We start from the raw sequence: 26,787 nt of genomic DNA, 5'->3' as shown, positions 1-26,787 counted from the left end.
TTTGGGGTATTACATACTAATTCCCATCGGTTTAATCAGGCTAAAAGACGAATTGGTATGATCTATGGTTTTTGTAGAAGGATTGTTCATTTCTCTTGCTCCTTCCTGCTCAACAGGGCGACTTCTATTGTAGATGATACTTTCTTTGGCCTTGATCTCCCTCATAAGCGCTGAATGCGCGCAATTTAATAGCCCGGGGTAAGCCAGTCTTCTGGCGCGGCCCCGGGTGCTGGCGCGAATAAAGATCCCAAGCGCTGAAAGCGCGGGATATTCTTGTGGTATTTGGATATGCAGGAAATAATGAAAAACAGAACCCTTTTTCCACTCCTCGGTCACTCAGAAATGAATATCACAACTCTGTTTTTCGCTCATAAGTCACCTAGAAATGAACTTCACAACGCGTTTTTTCGCTCATAAGTCACTTAGAAATGAATATCACAACCCGTTTTTTCACTCCTAAGTCACTTAGAAATGAATATCACAACCCGTTTTTTCACTCCTAAGTCACTTAGAAATGAATATCACAACCCGTTTTTTCACTCCTAAGTCACTTAGAAATGAATTTCACAACCCGTTTTTTCACTCCTAAGTCGCTTAGAAATGAATTTCACAACCCTGTTTTTCACTCCTAAGTCGCTTAGAAATGAATTTCACAACCCGTTTTTTCATTTCTAATTCACAATGTTAAGTAATTTGGACTCTGTTTTTGACTCCTTAGTCACTTAGGAGCAAAAATTAGAACCCGTTTTTTCACTCCTTAGTCACTTAGGAGCCTCATTAGAACCCTTTTTTTCACTCCTTGGTCACTTAGAAGTCAAAATTAGAACCCTTTTTTTCACTCCTAAGTCACTTAGAAGCCTCATTAGAACCCTTTTTTTCACTCCTTGGTCACTTAGAAGTCAAAATTAGAACTCTTTTATTGACTTCTTAGTCACTTAGGAGCCTCATTAGAACCTTTTTTTTCACTCCTTAGTCGCTTAGAAGTCAAAATTAGAACCCTTTTTTTCACTCCTAAGTCACTTAGAAGCCTCATTAGAACCCTTTTTTTCACTCCTAAGTCACTTAGAAGCCTCATTAGAACCCTTTTTTTCACTCCTAAGTCACTTAGAAATGAATATCACAACTCTGTTTTTCGCTCATAAGTCACTAAGAAATGAATCTCACAACCCTGTTTTTGGCTCATAAGTCACCTGGGAACCAAAAATTGAGCCCTGTTTTTGCTTACTAAAGTGGGAGTGTATGGGAGTGTGTATTTTTTTGTGTAACTGGTTCCGGTAAATTATTAAATCTAAAAACTCAGAAAGTGAACACACCATGAATAACAATCCCCAAAAAATAGTTCCCCATCTCTGGTCCGACGAAAACGCCAAAGAAGCTGCTGAGTTTTATGTATCTGCTTTCGGCAAAAACTCAAAAATTAAGAACATCACTACGCTTCACGATACCCCGCCCGGAGACACCGACACTGTCACTTTTGGATGATTTTAGCGGACCCAACTGTTGACCCCAGACCCTCCCCGGCCTAAAATCGGTTATCCGGAATGCCTCGTTCTGCTGCAAGTCGTTACACAGGTGCTAAAATATATGATCAATGATAAAAGACGCGAGCAAACCGGACACAGTTTCACTATTTCACTTCCGCTATTTCATACCCGTATCTTTTGCTGATCTCAATGATATTAGAAATATTGAAGATACCCCACTGTGTTGATACCGCGATTGTGGCATCTGCAAGTCTAATAAGATCCTCAGTGGCAAGAAAGTGTCTCCTTCTACGCTCACGATTATAGGCTTTTATCGCAACATCTGCTACAACAAAAACACCATGGCTTCCCTGCACATCTTTAGGAAATATTGTTTGCAATTCATTATATGTGGTATGTGGATTATCCTGAACATATTTTTTGACAATTGCAAGAGCAAGCTTTCCTTTACCATAAGCTTTACCATCAAACAAGTAGCGAGTAGAATCTTTTACTCCCGGTGTAGTGGTTGAGTTACCAATATCTGTTACCCCGGTTTTGGATGTGCTAAAAGGTTTAATAGCAACCTGTACAGTATTAGCGATTTTTGTTTTGATAGTAACCTGAATCTCATCAAGCAGTTTATCACACATTGGTTCATCGAGTACCTTAGCAATATCGCTTCTAATAACCGATACTAAATTTTTTTGGTACTTATCAGATAACAACATGGCCCTCATCTGATCATAGGCCTTAGCTTGCCCAATCCTATGAAGTTTATCTTTAACGTACTCTTGAACACGATCACTGTGCTCATAACCATCTTTGGAGAAGGTTTGGACAAATAAACTACCTTCTTCTTTCGCTCCCATTGAGAGTGGTATTTTTTTTAAACAGGTAAAATTCTCATGAACACCCTCTTTTTCATCAAGGTAAATGCTTAATGTATCCCCAATAATTAACCCAAGTTCACATTTGACCTGTCGCATATATGAATACAACTGCCTGGTGTATGCATCATTAGTTGAGTCGACAGCTGGCTTTTTGACTTCGATTATAAATTTGCGGCTATGGTTACCAAGGCTCTGAACCAGGATGTCAGGGTAGATATTCCCTGTGCTGCCGATCTGTAAGCAAGGTTTTTCAACAATCTCTCCCCGAAACTGACTCCACCCAAGTTTCTCAAGAACTCGAATAATTTCCCTTTGAAACGCACTTTCATCAATCTCTTTGCTGATGTTTTCAGAAAGGATGTAACAGATCTCTGCCCAAAGGTTTTCACTTTTTTCTAAACTCATTAGTAACTCCTCTGCACTCTGCAACCATACCTTGTAACCAGCATATTATGTAGAGAACTGGTATTACAGTTTAGGGGGGCTTAAAACACCTGAAGCTTTTTAGGCCATGGTAGACGAGAGCACCTGAAGTGTAAGAACATTTTTCCTAACATACTATTACATTATAATATAATTTTGAGCCGACAAAAGAGTATCCACATTTGTTCTCCTCCGACTAAGTGAGTTTTAGTCGACACTCCCGTGAGGGAGTGACGGTCGACATGCCGTCATTGAAAAGCTGCTGGATCCCGTTCAATCCACACTCCCGTGAAGGAGTGACATGGGGCTGTCTGAGACAGTTTGCACTTCAGAGGACCTCAGCACAAGCTCAGCATGAACGGAACATCCTCACAATCCCTCACTCTACAATAACAACCCGGTCCCTTCAATATACTACCCCGAAGGGGTTACGGCTCTAGCATGGGGGGCTTCCTATCCCATAAACCGTGAGAGGATGAATACCGATACCCCGCTCCGTACGGACACCCCTCCTGGGTGTCCTCCCTCATCCCCATGCCGATATATCCAATTCTCAATCAAAAATATCCCCAAAAACGCATCAAAACACTTCCCAAAATCCCTCACAAAACGCGACATCCGCACCAAATTTATCACCCCCGCTCTTGTTGGGCCAGGTATGGACGGAAATATCGATACCACTGCAGGTGTCACGCCTTTAGCCCCAAAAAATCTCTATTCCAAACTTCTCTCCAGGCAACTACGTAACCTCCCCTCCCCTTCTCTTTACCATTATGTTCTTTATAAGTTTATCAATCTCCATCACCACAATAATCAACAGTCCTATTCCCACCGTTTCTGCCCAGGATCTGAGTCCAAGACCGGTTGTTCGGAATACAAACTGCATAAATGAAAGGTGAAGCACTGCAACCTGGGCCAGTATAGCAGCTAACAGACTAAGAAAAAGATAGGGATTGGAGAAGAAAGGAATCTTAAAAACCGACTTATTTAACGACCTTGAATTCCAGGCGTGAAAAAACTGGAAAAAGACGATGGTGTTAAGTGCACTAGAACGGGCATATTCGATACCAAAGCCCGCCTCGATTCTTTGCCAGAAAATATAGAGAGAACCGATAGCAATGAATACCGCAATTACTATTATCCTTCTTAACACTTCAGCATTAATAACATTTTCCCCCGGGTCTCTTGGTTTTCTCAGGTGTATATCCTTTTCCCCGGGTTCATTTGCCAGAGCAAGGTGCTGAAAGCTGTTGGTGACCAGATTCATCCACAACACCTGAGTTGCCAGAAAGGGAAGCTGCAGCCCAAAAAACAAACTGCCCAATATGGTTACAGCAATACCTGCCCCTGTAGCTATGAGGAAAAAGGAGACCTTGCGGATATTGTCAAAAATCACCCTTCCTACTTTTACCGCCTGAAAAATAGTGGCAAAATTATCATCACTAAGTACCATTTCAGAAGCTTCCCGTGCCACATCAGTTCCAACCTCTCCCATTGCAACCCCGATATTACCCCTCTTTAACGCCGGGGCATCATTCACTCCATCCCCGGTTACCGCAACCACTTTACCCTTTTTTTGCAACTCCTCGACGATATCGATCTTATGTTGTGGTGATACGCGTGCATACACCGTTGTTTTCTCGACATTTTTGGCTAAAAACTCTTTACCGTTTTTATCGATTTCACTGCCACTTATAACCAGATCCCCCTCTTCGAGTATATTGATTCTTCTGGCAATAGCACTTGCTGTCACCTTATGATCTCCGGTTATCATTACTACCCTGATCCCTGCCCTGTGTGCCTGCCTAATAGCCTCAATGGCACTTTCTCTGGGTGGATCAATAATACCCTGAAAGCCCAAAAATTCCATATCTGTGGTTGATTCCTTTTCGATATCGATATTTTCAGGGCACTTTTGGGGAAGCTCTTTCATACAGAAACCAAGTACTCTTAACCCATCATCAGCCAGTTCAGTATATTTTTCCGCAAGTTTTTTGTTATCACCATTACCAGTAAATTTAAGTATCTTTTCAGGAGAGCCTTTTACCATGATAAAACATTTCCCCTGGTAATTGAAAACAGAGGACATATATTTACGCTGTGAACTGAACGGTATTTCATCTACAAACTCAAACTGCTCCTCCTGTTCAACTCCCAGCCCATATTTTCTGGCAGAAACAATCAGTGCACCCTCCGTGGGATCACCATCGATTTTCCACTCCCCCTCTTCCTCAAAGAGATTTGCAGTATTACAAAGCATCCCACACAGCAGTAGTTTTTTAAGGTCCTCATTGTCCCCTACTTTTTCTCCACTCTGCAGGATCTCACCCTCCGGTTCATACCCCGTACCCTTAAACTGAAAATACCTGTCCTTTGCGAACACTTTTGTCACAGTCATTCGGTTTTCGGTGATAGTTCCGGTTTTATCTGAACAGATATAATTACAACTACCAAGGGTCTCAACAGCCATGAGTTTTCTCACAATTGCATTTCTTTTTGCCATTCTGGTAAGACCGATTGCCATGGTTACCGTTATAGCAACCGGCAATCCCTCCGGTATTACCGCCACGGTCATACTTATGGAGAAAAGAAGCATATCAACGACTTCTCTGCCCTGAAGAATTCCTACCAGAAAAGCCAGCAGAGCCAACCCCACCGAGCTTGCACCGATAATCCAGGTAAGAATAAAGAGCCGTTTTTGAAGCGGTGTTTGCTGCTTTTCTGTTGAACCAACCTTCTCGCTTATTGAACCCAGTTCAGTCTGTTTACCCGTTTTAACCACTACGGCTCTTCCTCTGCCCTGGGTAGCTACGGTTCCCATAAACACCATATTGGCCTGATCACCAAGCGGCACACTATCGTCATCTATTGGCTCAGAATTCTTAGCGACCGGTACCGACTCCCCTGTCAGCATAGACTCATCAACTTCAAGCTCCTTATGATCAAATACCCGTGCATCCGCAGGCACAGTGTTGCCCGCCATAAGCTCAATCACATCACCGGGTACAACCTGAGAAGACTCTATTTTTTCATTTTTGCCCTCTCGTGTCACATAAGCCTTTGGCGCCGAAAGACTCATAAGCGCCTGCATTGCCTTATCGGCCTTATATTCCTGAATAAACCCAATTACCGTATTTATCACCACTACGGCGAGTATAACAACCATATCGACATAAAAACCGATCAGAAGTGTGATGATTGCAGCGATTATTAGCACAAAGATCAGCGGATTTTTAAGCTGACGAAGCACCAATTGATACGGTGATTCCCCTTCTGCCTTCTCCAGTTCGTTTGGCCCATGCTGTTGAAGCCGTTTTTGAGCCTCCTGGTTTGAAATACCACTATCTTTTGATTCCAGCTCTTCAAAGACCTGCTTTACATCTTTTCTGTAATGCAATCTGAACTCCTCTGATTTATTGAATGTGAATTTTTGGGTTTTTCTGAGGTACTACACGCAATAATTTTGCCAATGTAGGTAAAAAAATCCTCTCACAGGTGTAATTTACCCCGTATACTTCTATACCATTTTTCACCATAGTATAGAAGCCACACCAGAGTTATTCCCAACACCGCACCAGAAAGAACGTCCAGAGGGAAATGTACCCCGATATGAATTCTTGAATAGGAAATAAGTGCCGCCAGTAGGTAAGAGAGCCAGAAATACCCACCAAAGCACAGAACCATCACCGAAGCAACGGCAAAGGATGTGGAGGCATGGCTTGAAGGGAATGATTGCTGTTTAAACCCTTCTCCTGCCAGGGTCACAGCAACAGCGTCAAAACTTTGCTCTGATGGAAACTGCCGTAACGGTTCGGCAAGCTGCGCGGGCAGCTGCTCTATACCCTCAAAATGCTCTACCGGTCTTGATCGGTCTACGGTGTTTTTGAGAATAAAGGTAGATAAAAAGACCAGAAAAAGTGAAACTAAAGCAAACTGAAGATTTTTTTTGAGTTTAGCAACAGGACTTTTTAGCAGTATAACTGCAAAAAGTACTACTCCGGCCACCCATACATTCCCGATCTGAGAAATGAACCAGAAAAACCAGTTTAGGGGTAATCTGTAACCGTAGTTTAAGAATATAAAGAGCGATTCATCTATTTGCATTACCCTTTGAAGGTTTAAAGCACTACCAACCATACTCCCCCGTGTGCTTAAGAAACGTTTAGTGTGGCATAGATCTTGTACTTTTAATACCCTAAAACAAAAATCTTACCACTTGTTTAACCAGGGGTCAAATCATGAGGAAAGTATATTGCTTTGTTTTTTTACTTTTGGGACTTACCCTAAACGGCTACTCATTTGAGAGTACTATTCAACTACGGCACACCTCTTTTAACATGCGAAGTGCCTCCTTCATAAACAGAGACACCGCATTTGCCTCGGCAAACCCCAGCTGGAACCAGGACAGCCTTAGGTATACCGGCACTATCGCAAGGACTTTTGATGGCGGGCAAACCTGGGAAAAGCTTGAAGTAGGGGTACATGTTTCATTTCCGGACCTGTTTATAACGGATGATCACACCATTCATGTCGCAGGAACTAATGGTCGTTATTTAAGATCAACCGATATGGGTGAAAGGTGGACTGTCAGTGTAATGAATCCTCGTTACGACTTTTCAAGTATACATTTCACAGAGCAAAACGGATGGCTTATTGCAAACAGACGAGAACATACCGGCGGTGGTGGTGTAGCACTGTGGCATACAGATGATGGGGGAATTTCCTGGAATCAGCTCGATTTCCCCGGCACAGCATCACAGATAAACGATCTTTTTTTCGTTGATGATAGTACGGGGTGGGCAGCAGGTAAGATGATTACCACCGATGGTAATAGTATAGGCGCAGTATATTTAACGGTTGATGGTGGAGAGTCATGGGAGCTTATGCTTGAGACTGAGGAACAGGTAAGTTTCACCGCTGTTTCTGCGGTAGATAACCATGCCTGGGTTGCAGCCAAGAGACCTTCTTCTGAACCCCGAAGCACTGTTTATTCCACAGAAAATCTGGGAGAAGATTGGAGAGAACATAGTCTGCAGGCTAATTTCAATGCTATAGGTTTTCTTGACACTCAAAGAGGCTATGTGGCAGGTCCCAGGATCAGGGGTGGGCAGCCAAAAATTTACCGCACAACAGACGGAGGTAACAACTGGACACGTGTTCTGGTTGATCGTCAAACCGGAGAAGAAATTAATGCTATTTATGTAACGCAAGACTTTGTAGCTTGCGTTGGTGAGAGAGATTTTTTCACCGTAGCAGACGACCCCTGGAAACAACCAATTGCTGCAGAAGAAACTCTTTTTGAATCTTTCCAGGTAAATCCGCAGTATGTATATGATGCAGTCTATTTCGTTGATGAAAACACCGGATGGGTAAGCGGAACAAAAACCGATTTTGATCATGGAAATCAAATCATCTTAAATACCACCGATGGTGGAGAGACATGGCAGGAAGTGTATGAAAGAGATACATTTTGCGTAGGATATGGAAGACCCTTTAGCAGATTACGTGACTTGGTAGTAGTTAATGACAGCAGCGCAGTTGCAGTGGGAGGGTTAGGTTCCCATTGGTGTGACCCTAACAGTTCATATCTTGTGCACCTGGATACATCTGGTAGCTGGGTTGCAAATACGCACTATCAGGGCGAACAGATGTACTCTATACACGCCATAAGTGAGGACAATATGTGGGCCCTTCCGCAGATGAGTAGAGGTGATCGGCTCACTTTGGTTCATATTACAGAAGGTGGTGCTAACTCCACCCTTCGACAGTACGACATCACGGTTCCATCCTCAATTACCAACGGATCGGTCTTTTTCCTCGATTCACTGAATGGATGGGTTACCGGCGGAAGAGATTTTTTAGCTGCTACCGAAGACGGGGGTGAGACATGGCATAGAAATGATAACAATACGTTAAGTGGTCTGTTACATACCGTTTATTTTATTACAGAAGATATCGGATGGGTAGCGGGTGATAACCTCTATCAAACTACTGATGGTGGAGAGACCTGGGAGGTTCAGATTCTTAGCACCTCTGATACAGACACTCTTAACTTCCCAATTTACGACATCACCTTTACCGATAGCTCTCATGGATGGCTTTCAGGTGGTGGTGGAATAATTATGCAGACTACTGATGGTGGAGAGACCTGGCGTGGTGAAACCGGTAGACAAAACTTTCAGGTGCTCCATTCAATCAGTTTTGTAAATGAAAGAGTGGGTTGGGGATGCGGTGGAGGCGGAACGATAGTAAAAATTAGAGCCTCAGGACAAACTGTATCAACTCAGCCTCAAATCACTAAACGAAACAGAATTCACAACAATCACCTCTCCTCCCTTCTTACCACCTCAAATTCAGTTATAATGAATTTTGAAGTCCATCAATCAACTACAGTACAAATAGATCTGATGGATTTAAGAGGCAGAAGGGTAACAACACTTAAAGAAAAACTTTCGCCTCAAAACAACAGAGTGTCTCTTAATACTCAAACGATCAGTCCGGGAATGTACATACTCAGATATTCTGTACAGGGAGTTTCCGCAAATAGAAGTATAATGATCAGATAGGAGCAGTTCGTCATGGGCCCATTCAGTTGACTGGGCCCAACATTTAGTTTTACTGCTAAGAGTCGGCAAAAAGCATTGGTATACTTAAATACCTTTCCATGCTATCGGGAAACAGCACTACTGCTGTTTTATTTTCGAGTTGATTTTTTTCAATATATTCATTAGCGGCAAACAGTGCGGCACCACTGGATATTCCCGCAGCGATTCCCTCCTGGCGAATAACTTTTCTGGTCCAATCAAATGCATCAGAATCGGAAACTCCAATCACTTCATCAATATCTTCCATATCCAGAATTGATGGTATAAAACCAGCGCCAATCCCCTGAATCATGTGAGGTGCAGGTTTAGCGCCATTTAAAACACCGGAGGCAGATGGTTCCACCCCAATCACCTTTATTTGGGGCTTTTTTCTTTTAAGATGACGGCCTACCCCTGTGATTGTGCCACCAGTACCTACACCTGCAATAAAGATATCAATGGTACCATCTGTATCGTTTAGGATTTCCTCTGCGGTTGTTGCCTCATGGATAGCGACATTTGCACTGTTATCAAACTGTCCTACTATAAAGGAGTGTGGTATTTCACTGGCGAGCTGTTCTGCTCTTTTTATGGACCCCTGCATTCCCTCATGGGCTGCAGTAAGTTCAAGCCGTGCACCAAACGCCGTTAGGATTTTTTTTCGCTCTGCACTCATACTATCAGGCATTACTACAATTGTATTATACCCTCTTGATGCGGCAATAAACGCCAGGGCAATACCGGTGTTCCCACTGGTTGCCTCAATAATCGTTGAACCAGGCCCAATCAGTCTCTTCTCTTCAGCATCCTTTATCATCCCCAAAGCAGCTCTGTCTTTTACCGATGAAGAGGGGTTTTGCTGCTCCAGTTTTGCCAGTATCAGATTTGATTCGCTGTTAATAGCAGTATTGATTTTTACTAAAGGTGTATGGCCTATCAACTCAGTAATATCATGAGCAATATTCATTTATTCCCCCGTTAAATATGATAAAGAACCTGTTGATCCAAGGCCTTCTGTTGCATCCACAGTTCACTGAGAGTAATAGAAAGAGTATTTCTGACCGAGGTTTCAACCTTTCCAAAAACACCTTTCAAAGCAGCCATTTCGATATTGTTGGTAAGTTTTATCTCACCCTCAAGTGCCTCAATTACATCAAGCAGTGTTAGGGTGTCGGGATTTCGGTTAAGCTCATACCCACCCCTGTTACCTCTCACACTTTTCACTATCCCACTTTTAAGTAATCGGTTTAAAATCTGCTCCAGATAGTTTTTAGGAACACCTCTTCTTTGTACAATATCCTTTATCTGAACCAGGTTTTTGCCGTATCCCTCAACCAGTTCCATTACAGCTATAAGACCATAATTTGTCTTTGCACTAATAAAATTCATTGTTAATTACCTGTTTTTTACTTCTGTTTTTTTGTTATTGATAGTTACAGAACAATCAACAGATTGTCAGGTGGCAGGAACAAGGGGCAGTGTATAGTACCGGCCACAAAAGAAGAAATCTTTTGTGGCCGGGCAGAAATTTTATCACTATTTGAATAAATAGTTACTTTGCTACTTAATCTCTTCGATTCCAATCATCGGCTGATCTTTATCAATATTCTGCCCATCATCAACCAAAACCTTAACTATCTTACATTTAACCGGGGCATATATTTCATTGAAGAGTTTCATAGCCTCTACAATACAAACCTTGGCCCCTTTCTCTACCACATCCCCCTCTTTCACAAAAGAAGGTTTGCCCGGCCCCGGAGCACGATAAAAAGTACCAACGAGCGGAGCATTTATTGTGTTTGAATATGGTTCATCCTTAGCCTGGGGCGTTTTCTCCTCCTGTTTACTTTCTTCCTGGGCTTTTGGTTGCGCAGTTTTAGGCTCAGAAACCGCTGTTGGCTCCTGCGCAGGCGCACCACTGGGTTGTATCGATGAAACAGCACCGGCAGGTCTTACACTAAGAGAGACTTCGCCCTTTCTGAAAACAATCTCTTCAATCTTTAAGCCTTCAATCTTGCTGTTCACTTCAGCTGCGACACTTTCGATGTCTGAGCTTCCCTCGGTATCGTTTAACAGTTGAGGTGACTGAGAAGGTTTCTGGGCGGTAGTTTTCTCCTCCCGCTCAATGCATCTATCCTCTATTTCCTGTTTCTGAGATGCTTTTTTCATCTCCAGTTCAGCAGGAGTTTCGGGACGTTCATCAGGAGCAAGAGCGCGATATTTAAAATATTCACTGGCTGGCTCAGGAAGCAGCACATAAGAGAGGATATCCTCTTCATTTTCGAAAAACGAAGCCTCAACCCCATCAGTAGCACTGGGCAGCATCGGCTTAAGTGCGTCTGCGGGACGGGAGGTGATTGGTTTTTCATCACCAAGAATTTTCTTGATAATATCTTTTTTAATTGGAGCGGGTGATTTCCCGTACAAGCCTTTCACATAGTCTCTTACCTCTTTAGGCACGATTTTATAACGCTCACCGGCGATAACATTCATAACAGCCTGAGTGCCAACGATCTGACTTGTTGGAGTAACCAACGGTGGATAGCCCAGATCTTTTCTTACTTCAGTGACCTCATTAAGCACCTCGGGAAGTTTATCCAGAGTTTTTTGCATCTGGAGCTGTGAGCGGAAGTTGGAGATCATGCCACCGGGGATCTGATGGATCAGAATGTCGGGGTCGATGATATTCAATGGTTCGTTGCACTGTCGTCTTTTGGGAGCAAGGTCCATAAAATACTTTGCTACCTTTTCCATAGCCTTCAGATCCAAATTTGCAGAATAGTTGGTTTCTGAGAAGATAGCTTCCATAGTTTCCACCGGAGGCTGTGAGGAGTACCCGGCCATAGAAGAGATGGCACAGTCAATAGCCCCGGCCCCGGCTCTCACCCCTTCAACATAGGTTGCAGTCGCCATTCCGCTTGAAGCGTGGCAGTGAAGCTGAATGGGGATATCAACCTCTTTTATAAGAGCACTTACCAGCTTTTCAGCTGCGATTGGAGAAAGAATACCTGCCATATCCTTTATACAAAGTGAATCTATCCCCAACGCTACCTGTTCTTTTGCATACTGAACATATTTTTCTACTGTGTGCAGGGGAGAAATTGTGTAGCAGAGTGTACCCTGAGCATGGCCTCCATACTTTTTTACCGCTTTTATTGCAGCTTCCAGATTTCTGGTATCGTTAAGCGCATCAAAAACCCGGAAAATGTCGATACCGTTCTCACAGGCAAGTGCAATGAACCGGTCCACAACATCATCAGCATAGTTTCGGTACCCCACCAGGTTTTGCCCCCGTAAGAGCATCTGCAGTGGTGTGTTTTTAGCTTTGGCCTTAACCATGCGAAGCCGTTCCCAGGGGTTTTCCCTCAGAAAACGCAAACAGACATCAAAGGTGGCTCCGCCCCACATCTCAAGGGAGTAATAGCCCACATTATCGATTATATCAACAATATGCAGTATATCATCAGTTCTCATCCGAGTTGCCCAGAGCGACTGATGTGCATCTCTTAGAGTAGTATCAGTAATACGCAGTGGTATCTTATGGAGCTGATCTTCGCTGTTTTTTTTCTGAATTTTAGCCATACCCGAGAATCCTTACATTATTATTTGTTGAATTTTCCCATAGCAGCAAACTTATCAAATCTTCTTGATAACAGTTTTGAGGTTGAATAGGATGATAATTTTTTCAAACTTTTAAGCAACTCATCCTTAATCGACTCAGCAGTTTGTTGATGATTACAATGGGCCCCACCCGGTGGTTCTTCTACAATTGCGTCTATCACCCCAAGCTCAAGCAGGGATTTTGAAGTAATTTTTAACGCCTCAGCAGCATCGGGAGAATAAGCTGCATCACGCCACAGAATCGAAGCACACCCTTCGGGAGAAATTACCGAATACACAGCATAAGAGAGCATAAGCACCGTATCGGCCACACCGATTCCCAGTGCACCCCCGCTTCCCCCTTCACCTGTAACGATTGTAACAATGGGAACCTCTATACGTGCCATTTCCGTAAGGTTTCGAGCGATGGCTTCAGCTTGTCCCCGCTGCTCAGCGTCAAGTCCGGGAAACGCCCCGGGAGTATCGATAAAAGTTACGATGGGGATGTTAAATTTTTCAGCCAGACGCATAAGCCTTAAAGCTTTTCTATACCCGTCAGGGCTGGCCATCCCAAAGTTTCGTTTCACATTTTCATCAACATTGCTACCTTTGTTGTGCCCAATCAGCATTACCTTCTGATCACCAAGCATAGCAAATCCGCCAATAAGCGCCTGATCATCACCAAAAGCTCTATCCCCGTGCAACTCCACAAAGTCTGAAAAAACCAGGGAGATATAATTCATGAGCAACGGACGTTTTGGATGGCGGGCAACCTGGACAGTCTGCCAGGGCGTAAGATTATCGTAGACCTCTTTCTTACGCTCCTCACACTTCCTCTCCAGCTCTTTTATCTGATCGGAAAAATCTTCTTTATTTTCAGCTGCAAGTGTCTTTAGTTTCTCGATTGCCTTTTCCATTTCGGCGATCGGTTTTTCGAAATCGAACTCACGTTCCATGGAGCAACCCTCTTAACGGTTATAGAATGAGAGAATTTTGTGAAGAGTTGTTTTCATATCTTTGCGATGCACAACCTTGTCAATAAAACCATGTTCCTGTACAAACTCAGAGGTCTGAAAATTCTCAGGAAGCTTTTGCTTAATCGTCTGCTCAATTACCCTGCGGCCGGCAAAACCAACCAACGCCCCCGGCTCTGCCAAATTCAGATCACCAACCATAGCATAGGAAGCCGAAACTCCCCCGGTTGTAGGATCAGTAAGCACAGAAATATAGGGTAGCCTCTTTTCATCCAGACGAGCCACCCCTGCACACGTTTTAGCCATCTGCATCAGTGACAGTATCCCTTCATGCATCCGGGCACCACCAGAGGCGGAAAAAACGATATAGGGCAGCCGATGATCATAGGCATAGTTTGCAGCCAGAAGGATCTTCTCACCCGTCGCAGAGCCAAGACTTCCGCCAAGAAATCGAAAGTCCATAACCCCCACAACCACATCTATACCACTAATTTTTCCGGTACCGGTTACAATCGACTCATTGAGGCTTGTTTTTTCCCGTGCCAGCTCAACTTTTTCCTTGTAACTCCCCTTGGCATCAACGAAAGAGAGCGGATCTGAAGGAGTGATAGTTTCGTTTATCTCAGCAAACGAACCGGAATCCAGTGTAATACCTATACGCTCATAGGCGGTTAATTTACCATGCCAGTTACACTTGGGGCAGACATTTTGATTGTTACTGAAATCTTCTTTAAAGATATGCGCATTACACGATTTACAGCGTATCCATATCTCATCACGGCGCTTCTTTTTTGCATCCCGTGTTGATCTGGTCTTGATAAACCATGGCATATAAACGGTTCCCCTGTGACTTAAGTTTTCGTTGTTTTCTCTATCTACAGTACCATACACTCATCTAAAAATGTAATCACATAATATAATTTTCGGAGTTGGTGGGAATGTCTTTTTATGCTGAAGCAAAGGCCTGAAGCCAAAGTTTATGCAAATCTACTCCTCCCAACTACTATTTAACACCATAAACTAAGAAAAGGAGACCCTCTTTTCAAGGCACTGTGGGTAATTATACCTATTATAATAGAAGCGATGAGCTGCATTTTTTCTCTTTTTACCTAAAAATCTACCCAAAGTGTCCAGCCTCTGTGATAAAAATTTTCAATCAAATAACTGCTCACGGTTCCCCCATTATTGACTTCCTGAGCCGGTTACACTATATTGAGCGCAGAAAAGCATCTGATTTAACCCTGTGATAAAGGAGATTACTTTGAAGATATTTGTTACCGGGGGAAGCGGTTTTATCGGCTCCTATATTGTCCAAACCCTCATTGAGAACAATTATGAGGTAACAACGCTTGTCCGCAACCCGGATAAGCTCCCTGAGCTCTATAACATTCAAGGTGTCAGTGTAATAGAGGGAGGATTTGAAGCCAAAGAGGCGATAAGCCAGAGCTTACAAGACCACGATGTGTGTATCCATGTTGCTCTTGGATGGGGAGAGACACCTCTTACAATGCTAAAAAATGATACCGAATTCACTGCCTACCTTCTTGAGACAGCAGAAAATGCCGGGGTCAAACAGTTTATCTATACCTCCTCAACAGCTGCAGTTGGCGAGATTCGCCCTCTTATGACACCACAGAGTGTCTGTCGGCCAACAGATCTTTACGGGGCAACCAAGGCAGCATCCGAAGCGTATATCCTGGGCTTCTGCAGCAAAGCCACAATTAGAGGAAATATTGTCCGACCAGGGTACACCTTTGGTAATCCGGTTTTTAGAGGTGGTTCAACTCAACCAGACCGGCGATTCCACACTCTGGTAAAAAATGCGTTAGAAAACAAACCACTTGAAGTGATCAAGTACGATGGGACCCAATTTATCTGGGCCGGAGACCTTGCCCGTATTTACCTGAGCCTTGTGCAAACAGAGGAAAACAGAAGTGTTATGCACGGACTCGCACGTGAGTTTGTGTCCTGGGAACAAATTGCACGCTGGATAAAAGAGATAACTGGTTCTGAAAGCGAAATTAAGGTCGAAGACAAGGGATGGGGAGCTGACCCTGCAATTTTTGATGTATCGTACATAAAAAACCGCTGGGGACACAGTTTTGAAAGTGAACAGAGGTTAAAAGAACATATAGAGTATCTAACTACTGTTTTTGCTGCATCAACTCCATCCTAATGGAGTTGATGTTACTTTTTTAGTATCACCATAAAACACCGAAAATAAACACTTTACACAGACTGCACAAAAATATCGCTTATAAAAATAAAATAGCCTTCACTTTTATAGCGCCTTTTTACGAATTTATTATAAACCGAGCTTATCAGTAAGGAGATCTTTTATGGCTGAATATGGAGCGTACAGAAGATCGATGCAATATCAAAGCAGCTCTGAAATCATAGGTGTGGGGCAAATAGCACTCGGTCTAATTGTAATTATCCTGGCGGGTGTTGCTACCTGGATTATGTTGCTTGTGCTTGGAGCGGTTCTTTTAATTCGGGGCATAATGGATGGATACTCTGCTTTAGGAATAAAAAAAGAAAAGAGCTTTGTACCCAAAATCTCAATCGCAGTTTTGAGTGCGGTAACCGGTATTTTACTCCTCACCTGGCCCCAGGCTGGTGTAGCAATAGTTTCTTTGTTTTTGGGTGCACTGTTTATAATCGAAGGTATTTACAAAGTTTCGGTTTCGGTGGTTGAAAAAGGTATAAAGTGGAAACATGTAGCTTTAGGTGGTGTATTGTCTATTGGCCTGGGGATATTTATTTTTACTCAGTGGCCAGTTGTTAACTTTTGGCTACTTGGAACCCTGGTAGGCTTAGAACTTGTAATAAATGGTTGGTCCATAACAATTGTTTCCATGGCTGTTCGCAAGAATGAATCCCATGGTGCCCATGCATAGATTATAAATCTGATAGCTCATTTTTTATTGTTCAGGAACAGAGATGTGCAACTCTTTCACTCGTTAAAATCGCTTAAACTACCGATACTTATCATATTGCTACTGCAGTTGAGCTTTGTGCTTACAGCCGCTTTTATGCATGATTTTAACAGTATTTTCATCACCGTGCTATCACTCTGGACCATATTTAACATCTCTTTAACCCTGTATTTCACCAAAAAGTTACGAGAAGAACAGCAAAAGAGTGTAAAACACGAAAAGCTGGTAAATCGTTACAAACGCATCTCCAATTACTTTGAAAGTATTCTTCAGGATTCTTCCGATATCATTTTCTCTCTTGACTGCGACGGCTATATTTTAAAATTTGCAAACGGAGCACAATTTCACTTAGGCTACTCACAGGAAGAAATTGTAGGAAAGCCATTCAAAACACTTTTAAGTGGCAGCCAAAAAGTATCAACAATGCTCAATAAAGTTATCAGTGAAGGAAGAGTTGAGAATAAAGAATTGCAGATGAAGACCAAAAACGATAAAACGATATCGGTGGTTATGAGTCTTTCTGTTATGAGAAACGAGAGTACTAAAATCATAGGCATGGTTGCAACCGCAAAAGATATTACTGCACGAAAGAAACTTGAGGCAGAGCTTATTGAGAAAAATGTACTGCTTAAGAAACTTGCTATCACCGATAACTTAACGAATCTGTATAATGTACGCCATTTCCATGATCAGATAAAACGTGAACTAAAGCGCCTTAAACGAGCACCGCAGAGAAAACTATCGTTAATAATGGTCGATATTGACCATTTTAAGGAACTTAATGATTCCGAGGGGCACCAGATGGGTGATCAGGTGTTGCGCTCGCTGGGAAAAGTAATTGAGGTATGTATTCGCAGAGATATAGATACGGCCTACAGGTATGGAGGTGATGAGTTTGTGATAATTCTGCCCGACACAACTGTAGAGCAGGCCCGTGTGGTAGCACTGAGAATACAACACCAGTTCGGCGCGTTCAGGTTTGGCAACACAAGCCTTTCGATCGGAATCGCAGCTGCAAAACCCGGAGAGGATGAAGAGTTGTTGGTAAAAAGGGCCGACAGTGCAATGTATATTTCCAAAAAAAACGGGAAAGCCAAAATCACTCTTGCTTCAGATCATTTTTCTGAAGCATCAGCCCCTGTGCACCCATAAACATACAGATAGCTCCACTTGCTCCTACATTAAGAGACTCTGCAGCCCCTTGAACCATCGGTATTCTGAAAACCGAATCACAAAGTGTCAGCAGATCACTGCTGAGCCCGGAGCCTTCACTTCCAAGAGCAATCACATGTTTGGTAAAGTTTGAAAAATCAATCACCTCTGTTCCGCCGAGACCTGCAGCTACAAGCGTAAAGTGCTTTTCTTTTAGCTCTGTAAGCATCTCCATGTACCGATCACTTCTTCTGATCCAAACAGAGAGCACAGAGCCTGCGGTTGACTGAATCGATTTAGGAGAAAAAGGATCAGCACACTTATCACTGAGCAAACATCCGTCATATCCCAGTGCAGCTGCAGTTCTTATCAGTGTACCCACATTTCCTGGATCCTGAACATGCTCAAGAAGCAGAATTCGGGTTCCGATCTGCTGAGGTAGCAGGCAGGAGTAGGTGTCTTGAGGTATCCTCACCACCGCAGCTACACCCTGTGGTGTGCTGGCAGTACAGATTTTTTTCATCTGTACATGTTCAATCCGGCGAACTGTATAGTTATTAAAGTGTTCTGGGTAGTGATCCTTTGAAATCAAAATCTCTACTACAAAATCGGCCTTTAGTGCAAGTATCTGCTCAACAGCTCTTTTACCTTCAACCAAAAACAAGGATTCTGAGCGTCTGTGGCGGGATTGTGATAGGTTTTTATACCAGTTCAGTGCTTTTAAATGCATAAATTTTCTCTGAAAACAGGTAGCCAGTTTTTCAGTAAATATACATTTTTTAACAGACTCAAATTATAGTTGTATAGGTGGATAGTGCGGTCTCCCGCCTTTTTTTTACCTACTCTGATAAGTTTGGAATCCAAAAGCTCTCTAAATGATGTGTTTTGGGTGGATTCATTTTGTCCCTGTAATGACATTTCCATTTCTTTACCGGTGATTTCAACAGTTTTAGATCCATTTTTTCCTGTATATTCAAGCCCTATTGACAGTAGCTTACTTACGAGCTCAAAGGCACCATCAGAAAACGATTCTCCCATTAATCTACCCTCATCCTGCCTTACTCTTAGGAAATTCATATAAAGGGAAAGGACGGCGGGATCTTTTATGAGCACAAATTCCCTGTTTGCTTTATTCTTTCTGATAACAACCATTTGTTTTACAATCAAGTGATGTAACACTTTTTCAACTTCAAGTCCCCCTATCCCCATAACTGAGTTAACCGTATCCTTAAGCCTGGAAAGAGGAACTGATGTAGTGTTATCAATTACTACCGGTTCTGTTTGACTTAGAATAAGCAGTACTCTGATAACCCCGGAGATTGAATCAAAGGCTCTTTCCTGGTCCTTTTTCTCCAGTGCACTTCTCAGCCTGGTAACAATAACCTTTAAAACGCATTCCAGCCATTTTGGAGCAGCAGAGACAGTACTTTCAAAAGTTTTGTGATCTATGACCATTGCCATAGTATCTTCGGTAACCTGAGCAGTGGCGCTTCTTGGCTTATCATCCAAAAGAGAGAGTTCACCCAATAGACTTCCCGCTCCAAGGGTGGCAAGCTCAATAACATGTTCTCCTTCCTGCCTTATAACCCGTACCTTACCGGAGCGTATAACAAACATCTCCCTTGAGCGTTCACCTTCAATGAATATGAGAGTTCCACGTTTGTAGAAACGTTCATCCCGATTAAGTACTCCCTTAGCTGCACCCGTTTTTTTAGAGTTCTGCACCTACATCTCCAATTTAAACTGAGGCAACCATTCATTAATTTTTTTGATCCTGATAAGATTCTCTTTTTTAAATAGAATTATACTGTCCTGATCATCAGGAAGGGTCTCTATAAGCCCTATTTTATCGAGTTCCTGCAAGTTTTTTTCATGCGCTTCGATTTTTTCCAAACCTTCATCACGTAAATCATTTATTAACACCGCTTTGCTTAAAGTGGTACCGTTTTCTGTTTCGATCCCTGATTTCTGTGCCAGATAGGCAATATTACTGAATAAAGCTACCGATTCCTGTGAAATATCAGCCTCTAAAAAATTTCTATTATCCCTTTTCAGTTCCAGATATTCACAATACAGCTTAAGTACCTGGGGATCATCGATAACGATCATTTTCCCCTTTCCCTGAGGCTCCTCTATACGTATGATTTTTCTGTTTTCAAGCTGGCTGAGCGAGAAATTTACTTCTTTTGCACTCAGGCGGCTTACATGATTTGACTCAGTAAGTAAATATTTGTAATCAAGTGTCAAGGCCCCGTTTTTATCACTCTGAATTACTTTTGAAAGCAGTAGTAACAATGATACAAACCCATGCTCTTTATGCTGGAGCATAGATTCACCAATTCTGCTGTTAGTTTCTCTCAGGCGGCTGATGACAATTTTAATGATACTGCTTAACCAGGAAGGAATCTGTTGTAGTGTTTGATTAAAGATGGCCTTGTTTATAACAACGACACTTGAATCTTCACCTGCAATGACCGTTGCAGATCGAGGTTGATCATCCAGTAATGACATCTCCCCCACAACCCCATTTTTTTCAATGGTGGCAAGCTCAATTCTTCCGTGTGGTGAATTTTTATAAACCCCCACTTTACCCTGCTGAATTATATACAGCTCACGTCCATCAGAGTTTTCTTCAAACAGAATATCGCCTTTTTTCAAATACCGGACATTTTGCGTAAAACGATTTCCAGTTTCTGCCATAAATCGGGACGCTTGTTAAAATGAAAAAGGATGGATCTAAAAAGACCCATCCTCATTATAACCCTTTAAACCGTTTTTGAGAAGATTATTTTTTCTCTTTAATACGAGTAGCCTTTCCGGTACGTCCCCGCAGGTAATAGAGTTTTGCTCTTCGTACAAGCCCCCGCTTCACCAACTTGACATCTGCAATCAATGGTGAGTGGGCGGGAAATACTTTTTCCACATATACACCAGCAGATGATACTTTCCTCACTGTCACAGTGGAACCAACTCCTGTCCCGTTGGTCTGGATAACCACACCCTGAAACTGCTGAAGACGTTCCTTATCACCTTCTCTGATTTTAAAGGAAACATTGATTGTATCCCCCGGACTGTAGTCCAGATTTCGATCTGTTAGCTGTTTCTTCTCTACAGCCTTGATAATGTCCTGCACCGGGCACCTCCGTAATTGGATTTATATCGAATTGTTATGTTTGTTTTCTTTTTCTTTTAAAAGATCCGGCCTTCTATGCTGCGTTATTTTTTGAGCCATCATTTCCTGCCATTGCTTGATTTTTGCATGATGTCCACTGAGCAACACATCCGGAACACTCATCTGTTCAAATATCTCCGGTCTGGTGTACTGAGGATAGCTAAGCATTCCAGAGTAGAATGAATCAGCCTCAGCACTCTCTCTGTTTCCCAATACTCCCGGAATCAGCCTGGTTATGGAGTCCAGAAGTACCATTGCAGGAATTTCACCTCCAGAGAGAACATAATCACCAATAGATATCTCTCTATCAACGTAGTGATCTATAATACGCTGATCGATACCTTTATACCTTCCACACAGAAGAATAAGTGCCTTATCGGATAAAAAACTATTGACGACACTTTGATTAAGCGGCTCACCTGCAGGACTCATATACACTACCGTGGGGTTGTGCCCTTTAAGTCGCTCTTTGCTATCTTTTATAGCATCTGCAAGTGGTTCTGGCCGCATAAGCATTCCGGCATCACCACCATAAGGATAATCATCCACTGTGTGATGTTTTTCATCATGGGAGTAATCACGAATATTATGGATATCTATGGAAATAAATCCCTTATCGACAGCCCGTTTAATGATGCTGTCACAAAACACTCCCTCAAACATAGCCGGAAATAGCGTCAAAATATCAAAGAACATCTCAATAATTCCATTTTGTTTGCACTGATTAGATCGAAACCAACGTACTGTTTTTTGGGTCCCTACAAAAGCTCTTCAATAAAAGCCCACCTTACCACAACTTGTGAGGCGTTGGTATCAACAGAACGTATCGCCTGTTCGTTATAAGGAACAAGCACTGTGCACCCATCAACTAATCTAACCTCAAGGGCATCCATTGAAGGAAGGTTAACGACTTCAAGAACCTTTCCAACAGTTTCTGCTGAAGAATCAGAGACAACGTTAAGTCCTTCCAGCTCGAAGTGATAATAATCCCCAGCTTCAAGCTTCGGTAACTGACTACTACTCAGATAGATCCATTTGTTGGTCAGTTGTTCAACTGCTGTACGATCTTCAATGCCTTCAAAGCGGCACATTTTGCCTTTGGGTCGTTCCCTTATCTCCTCGATCACCATTGGTCGGGCACTGCTTTGCTTCCAACCAACGAATACTTCAAAGGGTGGCTCCAGATGAAAAAAGGTAGTACCGGTTGGTTCAACCATGCAGTACCCTTTTAGCCCTACAGCCCGCCCGACCTTGGCAATGATGACACATTCATCCTGCAACATAGGTTCCTTTTTTCAGGCTATATGCTTCAGGAATCGCTTTTTTCCTTCTGAGGCTTAGCTTTACGCTTGCGTTCAGGTTTGCGTTCAATATTAAGCTCATCGGGAGAAAGGCCTTTTTCAAGTCCTTCCATTTTTTCGTAAAACCGATCCTGTTTAAGAAGATTTGCAACAGTTTCGGAAGGCTCTGCACCCTGCTTGAGCCAGTAAGCAACCCGTTCAGTTTTAAATTCAAAAGCCTTTGGATGAATTGTTGGATCGTATGATCCAATAGTTTCCAAAAACCGTCCATCGCGTCTCATACGACTATCAGCGGCAACGACACGATACTTTGCAACCTTTTTCCTGCCCACGCGGGCCAAACGAATTTTTACCGGCAAGATACTCTCCTTGCACTAAGTTGAAATTTATAGTTTATGTTTATTTAAATCAAAATGGTGACAAATTCCTCAGAGCAGCATTTTGCCCTCTTTTACCGGAAATTTTGTTCATCCTTTTCATCATTGTTTTCATGGTGTCAAACTGCTTGAGCAGCTTATTAACATCCTGAACAGTTGTACCGCTTCCAGCAGCGATTCTTCTTTTTCTGCTGGCATCAAGTACAAGAGGTTTTTGCCTCTCATAGAGAGTCATAGAGCAAATAATTGCCTCAACTTTAACCAGTGCTTTATCATCCACAGGCACATCTTTGAGCTGATTTCCCATACCCGGAATCATAGCCATAAGCTCATTTAAGGGGCCCATTTTTTTAATCTGACGCAACTGATCGAGAAAATCCTGAAGGGTAAAATTATTTTTTCTAATCTTTTTTTCAAGCTTTTTACTCTTTTCGACATCAAGATTGATCTCAGCCTTTTCTACCAAAGAGACGATATCACCCATCCCAAGGATTCTTGAAGCCATCCTCTCGGGATGAAACTGCTCAAGTCCATCAGGTTTTTCACTTATCCCTACAAACTGGACCGGTACCCCCGTTACATCTAAAATAGAGAGCGCCGCTCCACCTCTTGCATCACCATCCATTTTAGTAAGAATAGTGCCGGTAAAACTTATCTCTTTATGAAACTGAGCAGCAACATTGACCGCATCCTGACCAGTCATGGCATCTGCTACAAAGAAAATTTCATCAGGCTTAGCTAAAGAGGTGATCTTTTTAAGCTCAGACATCATATCTTCATCTATATGAAGCCGTCCGGCTGTATCGATAATTACTAAAGAGTGATCCTCACGCTTTGCATGCTTTAAGGCATCCGAAGCAATCTGAACAGGCTTTTCCTGGCGGTTAGAGAAAACAGGAATTCCCAATGACTTACCAAGGGTTTCAAGCTGATCTATCGCTGCAGCTCTGTAGGTATCACAGGCAACCAGTAAAGGCCTGTGTCCCTGTTTTCTGAAATGAAGTGCTAATTTGGAGCAGGCGGTCGTTTTACCCGAACCCTGCAACCCTGCAAGCACCACCACATTCATCCTGTTGGTATGAAACTTCACTGCCCGGGTTGTTCCACCCATAAGAGCTGTAAGCTCATCTTTTACCAGTTTAACAAACTGCTGCCCCGGAGTAATACTTTTAAGCACTTCTGTACCAACAGCCTTCTCCATCACCGAAGCACTGAACTTTTTCACCACCTTATAGTTCACATCAGCTTCAAGCAGTGCACGTTTAACATCACGCACCGCCTCGGAGACGTTTTCCTCGGTTAGCTTACCGCGGCCCTTGAGCCGGTTGAATATCGAATCAAATCTGTTGGATAATTCTTCAAACATAAATTTATTGCTTTCACTCGCTGTGGCAATTGGTTTAACAATTACCGGAATCTTTTAAAATTACAATTTGGAACTAAGGGAACACAAGTATTATACTTATTTCGATTATGAATCAATACTATTTTATGCAAATGGCCTACCAGGAAGCCTTAAATGCCCTCGATGAAGGAGAGGTTCCTGTTGGCGCTGTTATCGAAAAAAACGGCGTAGTCATGGGTAAGGGCTACAACCGGGTGGAAGGATTGAGGGATGTAACTGCTCATGCTGAGATTGTTGCAATTAGTGCCGCAACCCAAAACCTCTCATCCTGGAGACTCAATGGCTGCACCCTTTATGTCACCCTTGAACCCTGCCTTATGTGTCTTGGAGCGATCGTACATTCAAGGATCGATTCCATAGTTTATGCCGCCCCTGACCCAAGAGCCGGTGCAGTTGATACCTTTTTCTACCAGCAGGAGATTGAGCGCTCCTATAACTATTTCCCCGCAATTACCTCCGGAATACTAAAAGATGAGTGCAGTGCATTACTGAAAGCTTTTTTCCAAACTATCAGAAAAAAAAATTAAAGTTAATCCTTACCCTTCCGATAAATGAAATAGGAGAAGCTATAACCGGGGAGGAGAAACGGCAATTTCTTTATACCTCCCTGGGAAAAAAGGACGGATCAGATGATCCTTTGTCTTTAATCGGAGATGATGACATGGATTAGTCATCATTACCTATAAACAGGGAGGTTTTTATGCGTATCAACCACAACATCTCTTCGATGGTGGCTACCGGTGCCTTAAACAGGACAAACCGTGAGATGGGAAAAAGTCTGGAGAAACTTTCCACCGGGCTTAGAATCAACCGGGCAAGTGATGATGCTGCAGGTTTGGCCATTTCAGAGCGCCTCAGAACTCAAATCAGAGGCTCAAGACAAGCACAGAGAAATGCACAGGACGGTACATCGCTGCTGCAAATAGCAGAAGGTGCAATGAATGAAATATCTGAGATTCTCCAGAGAATGAGAGAGCTTGCTGTTCAGTCATCAAACGATACACTTACAGACGTGGAACGTGGCTACACCAATGAAGAATTCAAACAGTTAAGAAGCGAAATCGACCGAATCGCCGGTGTCACCAACTACAATGGAATGAAACTCATCTCCGGGGATGCCGAGCGATTTGGTGCAGGAGACGGAAGTACCTTATGGATTGATGCAGGAGATACTGCTGCAACAGATGCCATGACCATACAGCTTAAAAATATGACTGTGGCAGATCTGAGCGCTGAAATGGCCGGTGCTTTTGAAATCGATTCTCAGGATAATGCCGTGGCAGCGATAGGGTATGTGGATACTGCAATTAATGAAGTTAACAGTGGCAGAGCGGAAATTGGTGCTATTGTAAACAGGCTGGAGCATGCTATAAACAATCTTATGGTCAGTGAAACAAATCAGGCCGCAGCCGAATCTCTTATTAGAGATACTGATTTTGCTCACGAAACGGCAAAATTCACCAGAAATCAGATTTTAACCCAATCGGGCACAGCTATGCTGGCCCAATCCAATATGACTCCTCAAAATGTACTGACACTTCTCTAAAGGAGTGCATAGTTTTAGAAGCCGGGAATTCAGATCCCGGCTTTTTATTAATCAACGACCGTTTTAAACAGAGATGGAAAGAACCGGACAAGGTGCACTTTTTAATACCTGCCCTGTAGTGCTTCCGGTAAATGACTTAACCAAACCGTTTTTGCCCTTTGAAACCAGAACAATAAGATCTGAGTTGTATAACTCACAGGAGTTTTTTATAGCCTCCTCAACCGGCTCCGATCTCACGGTCTCAATCCATTTAATAGAAGCATCTTTACGCAGCTTAAGGGATGGAAAATTTCTTCCCGAGTGCATACCAATTACGCACGGTTTTACTCCCTCAAAGAGTTCAAAAAATCTCAGCAAAACATCGGAAGCAAGATCATAGTACTGCTGGTTACTAATCGGCAAAAGCACAGAGTTAATCGAAACCGTGCCGCTCTGTTCGTTGAGAAAACAGCGGGAATCGCAGGGGACAAAAAGTGTAATGCGGTTGAAATGTCTTGCCACATTTTGGGGAAGTGATTGTGAAAGAGAGCTGCTACTACCAGTTCCTATAACCATAAGATCATGCTTATGGCGATCCAGACGCTGTCTTATCTGTTTTTTTTTGTTTCCCTCTTTTACCACCTTCTTTACCCGAAGCCCTACCTCTTCTACATTTCTACGGTGAGAACCTGCTGGCAGTACCCCCCAACGTTCAAGAACAGAACGAACACTTATGTGCTCAAAAGCCTCCTCCTCTGCCCTCACATCTACTATTTCAAGATCTCCACCTGACATCAGCGCTATCTTCAGAGCAACCATAAAGGGTGTCTGAGAGTTTTGTGAACTGTGAACAGGATGTATTACCCGCAGCCCCGCTGCTTCTTTACTATCTTCAACATTTAGTTTACCTCGCTGTTGATTCATAGCCCTTTCCCCCTGCTTAAGATAGATTAAATATTGTATGTTCAAACCTGTTCAC

The 26,787-nt window shown here is 42.8% G+C and carries 23 protein-coding genes and 1 pseudogene; 7 read left to right on the top strand and 17 right to left on the bottom strand.

Going from position 1 to position 26,787, the window contains the following annotated elements; genetic code table 11:
* Positions 1–1,314 precede the first annotated feature (1,314 nt).
* Positions 1,315–1,482: a VOC family protein gene (locus tag QA601_15950; protein ID MDG5816590.1), complete on the top strand. Its 168-nt coding sequence runs from the start codon at positions 1,315–1,317 to the stop codon at positions 1,480–1,482.
* 145 nt (positions 1,483–1,627) lie between these two features.
* Here the strand turns inward: QA601_15950 and QA601_15945 are convergent, their stop codons facing one another.
* The 3 genes from QA601_15945 to QA601_15935 all read right to left on the bottom strand — a co-directional run bounded on the left by QA601_15945 (position 1,628) and on the right by QA601_15935 (position 6,916).
* Positions 1,628–2,761, bottom strand: a complete 1,134-nt coding sequence (locus QA601_15945; protein ID MDG5816589.1) for a hypothetical protein — start codon at positions 2,759–2,761, stop codon at positions 1,628–1,630.
* Positions 2,762–3,518: 757 nt separating this feature from the next.
* Entirely contained in the window at positions 3,519–6,176 is a 2,658-nt protein-coding gene (locus QA601_15940) for an HAD-IC family P-type ATPase (protein ID MDG5816588.1), read from the bottom strand.
* Positions 6,177–6,268: 92 nt separating this feature from the next.
* On the bottom strand, positions 6,269–6,916 hold the full coding sequence (locus QA601_15935) for a phosphatase PAP2 family protein (protein ID MDG5816587.1): 648 nt from the start codon (positions 6,914–6,916) through the stop codon (positions 6,269–6,271).
* A 101-nt stretch (positions 6,917–7,017) separates the two neighbouring features.
* Between QA601_15935 and QA601_15930 the strand changes: the two genes are divergently transcribed.
* Entirely contained in the window at positions 7,018–9,345 is a 2,328-nt protein-coding gene (locus QA601_15930; GenBank protein MDG5816586.1) for a YCF48-related protein, read from the top strand.
* 55 nt (positions 9,346–9,400) lie between these two features.
* On the opposite strand, the gene cysK is transcribed toward QA601_15930, so the two are convergent.
* The 5 genes from cysK to accD all read right to left on the bottom strand — a co-directional run bounded on the left by cysK (position 9,401) and on the right by accD (position 14,768).
* Positions 9,401–10,330: a cysteine synthase A gene (gene cysK / locus QA601_15925; protein MDG5816585.1), complete on the bottom strand. Its 930-nt coding sequence runs from the start codon at positions 10,328–10,330 to the stop codon at positions 9,401–9,403.
* Between the two features lie 11 nt (positions 10,331–10,341).
* Complete coding sequence (locus tag QA601_15920; GenBank protein ID MDG5816584.1) at positions 10,342–10,752, bottom strand: Rrf2 family transcriptional regulator; 411 nt, start codon at positions 10,750–10,752, stop codon at positions 10,342–10,344.
* 171 nt (positions 10,753–10,923) lie between these two features.
* Positions 10,924–12,945 carry a pyruvate carboxylase subunit B gene (locus QA601_15915; protein ID MDG5816583.1) on the bottom strand — a complete coding sequence of 674 codons (2,022 nt, stop codon included), beginning with the start codon at positions 12,943–12,945 and terminating at the stop codon, positions 10,924–10,926.
* A gap of 20 nt (positions 12,946–12,965) precedes the next feature.
* Complete coding sequence (locus QA601_15910; protein MDG5816582.1) at positions 12,966–13,919, bottom strand: acetyl-CoA carboxylase carboxyltransferase subunit alpha; 954 nt, start codon at positions 13,917–13,919, stop codon at positions 12,966–12,968.
* A 12-nt stretch (positions 13,920–13,931) separates the two neighbouring features.
* Positions 13,932–14,768 carry an acetyl-CoA carboxylase, carboxyltransferase subunit beta gene (accD, locus tag QA601_15905; GenBank protein MDG5816581.1) on the bottom strand — a complete coding sequence of 279 codons (837 nt, stop codon included), beginning with the start codon at positions 14,766–14,768 and terminating at the stop codon, positions 13,932–13,934.
* 430 nt (positions 14,769–15,198) lie between these two features.
* Between accD and QA601_15900 the strand changes: the two genes are divergently transcribed.
* The 3 genes from QA601_15900 (at position 15,199) to QA601_15890 (ending at position 18,028) form a co-directional block, all read left to right on the top strand.
* Positions 15,199–16,113: an NAD(P)-dependent oxidoreductase gene (locus QA601_15900; GenBank protein ID MDG5816580.1), complete on the top strand. Its 915-nt coding sequence runs from the start codon at positions 15,199–15,201 to the stop codon at positions 16,111–16,113.
* Positions 16,114–16,276: 163 nt separating this feature from the next.
* Positions 16,277–16,837, top strand: coding sequence for a DUF308 domain-containing protein (locus tag QA601_15895; protein ID MDG5816579.1), 561 nt, complete (start codon positions 16,277–16,279; stop codon positions 16,835–16,837).
* Positions 16,838–16,882: 45 nt separating this feature from the next.
* The gene (locus tag QA601_15890) at positions 16,883–18,028 is read left to right on the top strand and encodes a diguanylate cyclase (protein ID MDG5816578.1); all 1,146 of its coding nucleotides are present in this window, start codon (positions 16,883–16,885) and stop codon (positions 18,026–18,028) included.
* Here the strand turns inward: QA601_15890 and QA601_15885 are convergent.
* The 8 genes and pseudogenes from QA601_15885 to ffh all read right to left on the bottom strand — a co-directional run bounded on the left by QA601_15885 (position 17,976) and on the right by ffh (position 24,244).
* Complete coding sequence (locus QA601_15885; GenBank protein MDG5816577.1) at positions 17,976–18,758, bottom strand: RNA methyltransferase; 783 nt, start codon at positions 18,756–18,758, stop codon at positions 17,976–17,978. The genes QA601_15890 and QA601_15885 overlap by 53 nt on opposite strands.
* On the bottom strand, positions 18,749–19,753 hold the full coding sequence (locus QA601_15880; protein MDG5816576.1) for a Crp/Fnr family transcriptional regulator: 1,005 nt from the start codon (positions 19,751–19,753) through the stop codon (positions 18,749–18,751). Before QA601_15880 ends, QA601_15885 begins: the two co-directional genes overlap by 10 nt.
* Complete coding sequence (locus tag QA601_15875) at positions 19,754–20,728, bottom strand: cyclic nucleotide-binding domain-containing protein (GenBank protein MDG5816575.1); 975 nt, start codon at positions 20,726–20,728, stop codon at positions 19,754–19,756. It lies immediately after the preceding gene.
* 85 nt (positions 20,729–20,813) lie between these two features.
* Positions 20,814–21,161: a 50S ribosomal protein L19 gene (gene rplS, locus QA601_15870; protein MDG5816574.1), complete on the bottom strand. Its 348-nt coding sequence runs from the start codon at positions 21,159–21,161 to the stop codon at positions 20,814–20,816.
* A 21-nt stretch (positions 21,162–21,182) separates the two neighbouring features.
* Positions 21,183–21,896, bottom strand: a complete 714-nt coding sequence (gene trmD, locus QA601_15865; protein MDG5816573.1) for a tRNA (guanosine(37)-N1)-methyltransferase TrmD — start codon at positions 21,894–21,896, stop codon at positions 21,183–21,185.
* Between the two features lie 62 nt (positions 21,897–21,958).
* Positions 21,959–22,483, bottom strand: a complete 525-nt coding sequence (gene rimM / locus QA601_15860) for a ribosome maturation factor RimM (GenBank protein MDG5816572.1) — start codon at positions 22,481–22,483, stop codon at positions 21,959–21,961.
* Between the two features lie 152 nt (positions 22,484–22,635).
* Positions 22,636–22,860 (bottom strand): annotated as a pseudogene (rpsP, locus tag QA601_15855) (30S ribosomal protein S16).
* A 49-nt stretch (positions 22,861–22,909) separates the two neighbouring features.
* Entirely contained in the window at positions 22,910–24,244 is a 1,335-nt protein-coding gene (gene ffh, locus QA601_15850; GenBank protein ID MDG5816571.1) for a signal recognition particle protein, read from the bottom strand.
* A 107-nt stretch (positions 24,245–24,351) separates the two neighbouring features.
* On the opposite strand from ffh, the gene QA601_15845 reads away from it, so the two are divergent.
* On the top strand, positions 24,352–24,810 hold the full coding sequence (locus tag QA601_15845) for a nucleoside deaminase (GenBank protein ID MDG5816570.1): 459 nt from the start codon (positions 24,352–24,354) through the stop codon (positions 24,808–24,810).
* 173 nt (positions 24,811–24,983) lie between these two features.
* Entirely contained in the window at positions 24,984–25,829 is an 846-nt protein-coding gene (locus tag QA601_15840; GenBank protein ID MDG5816569.1) for a flagellin, read from the top strand.
* A gap of 63 nt (positions 25,830–25,892) precedes the next feature.
* On the opposite strand, the gene QA601_15835 is transcribed toward QA601_15840, so the two are convergent.
* Positions 25,893–26,732: a universal stress protein gene (locus tag QA601_15835; GenBank protein ID MDG5816568.1), complete on the bottom strand. Its 840-nt coding sequence runs from the start codon at positions 26,730–26,732 to the stop codon at positions 25,893–25,895.
* Positions 26,733–26,787 lie beyond the last annotated feature (55 nt).

The organism is Chitinispirillales bacterium ANBcel5, from assembly GCA_029688955.1.
Taxonomy (GTDB): domain Bacteria; phylum Fibrobacterota; class Chitinivibrionia; order Chitinivibrionales; family Chitinispirillaceae; genus Cellulosispirillum; species Cellulosispirillum alkaliphilum.
This window is presented reverse-complemented; position numbering and strand designations above follow the sequence as displayed.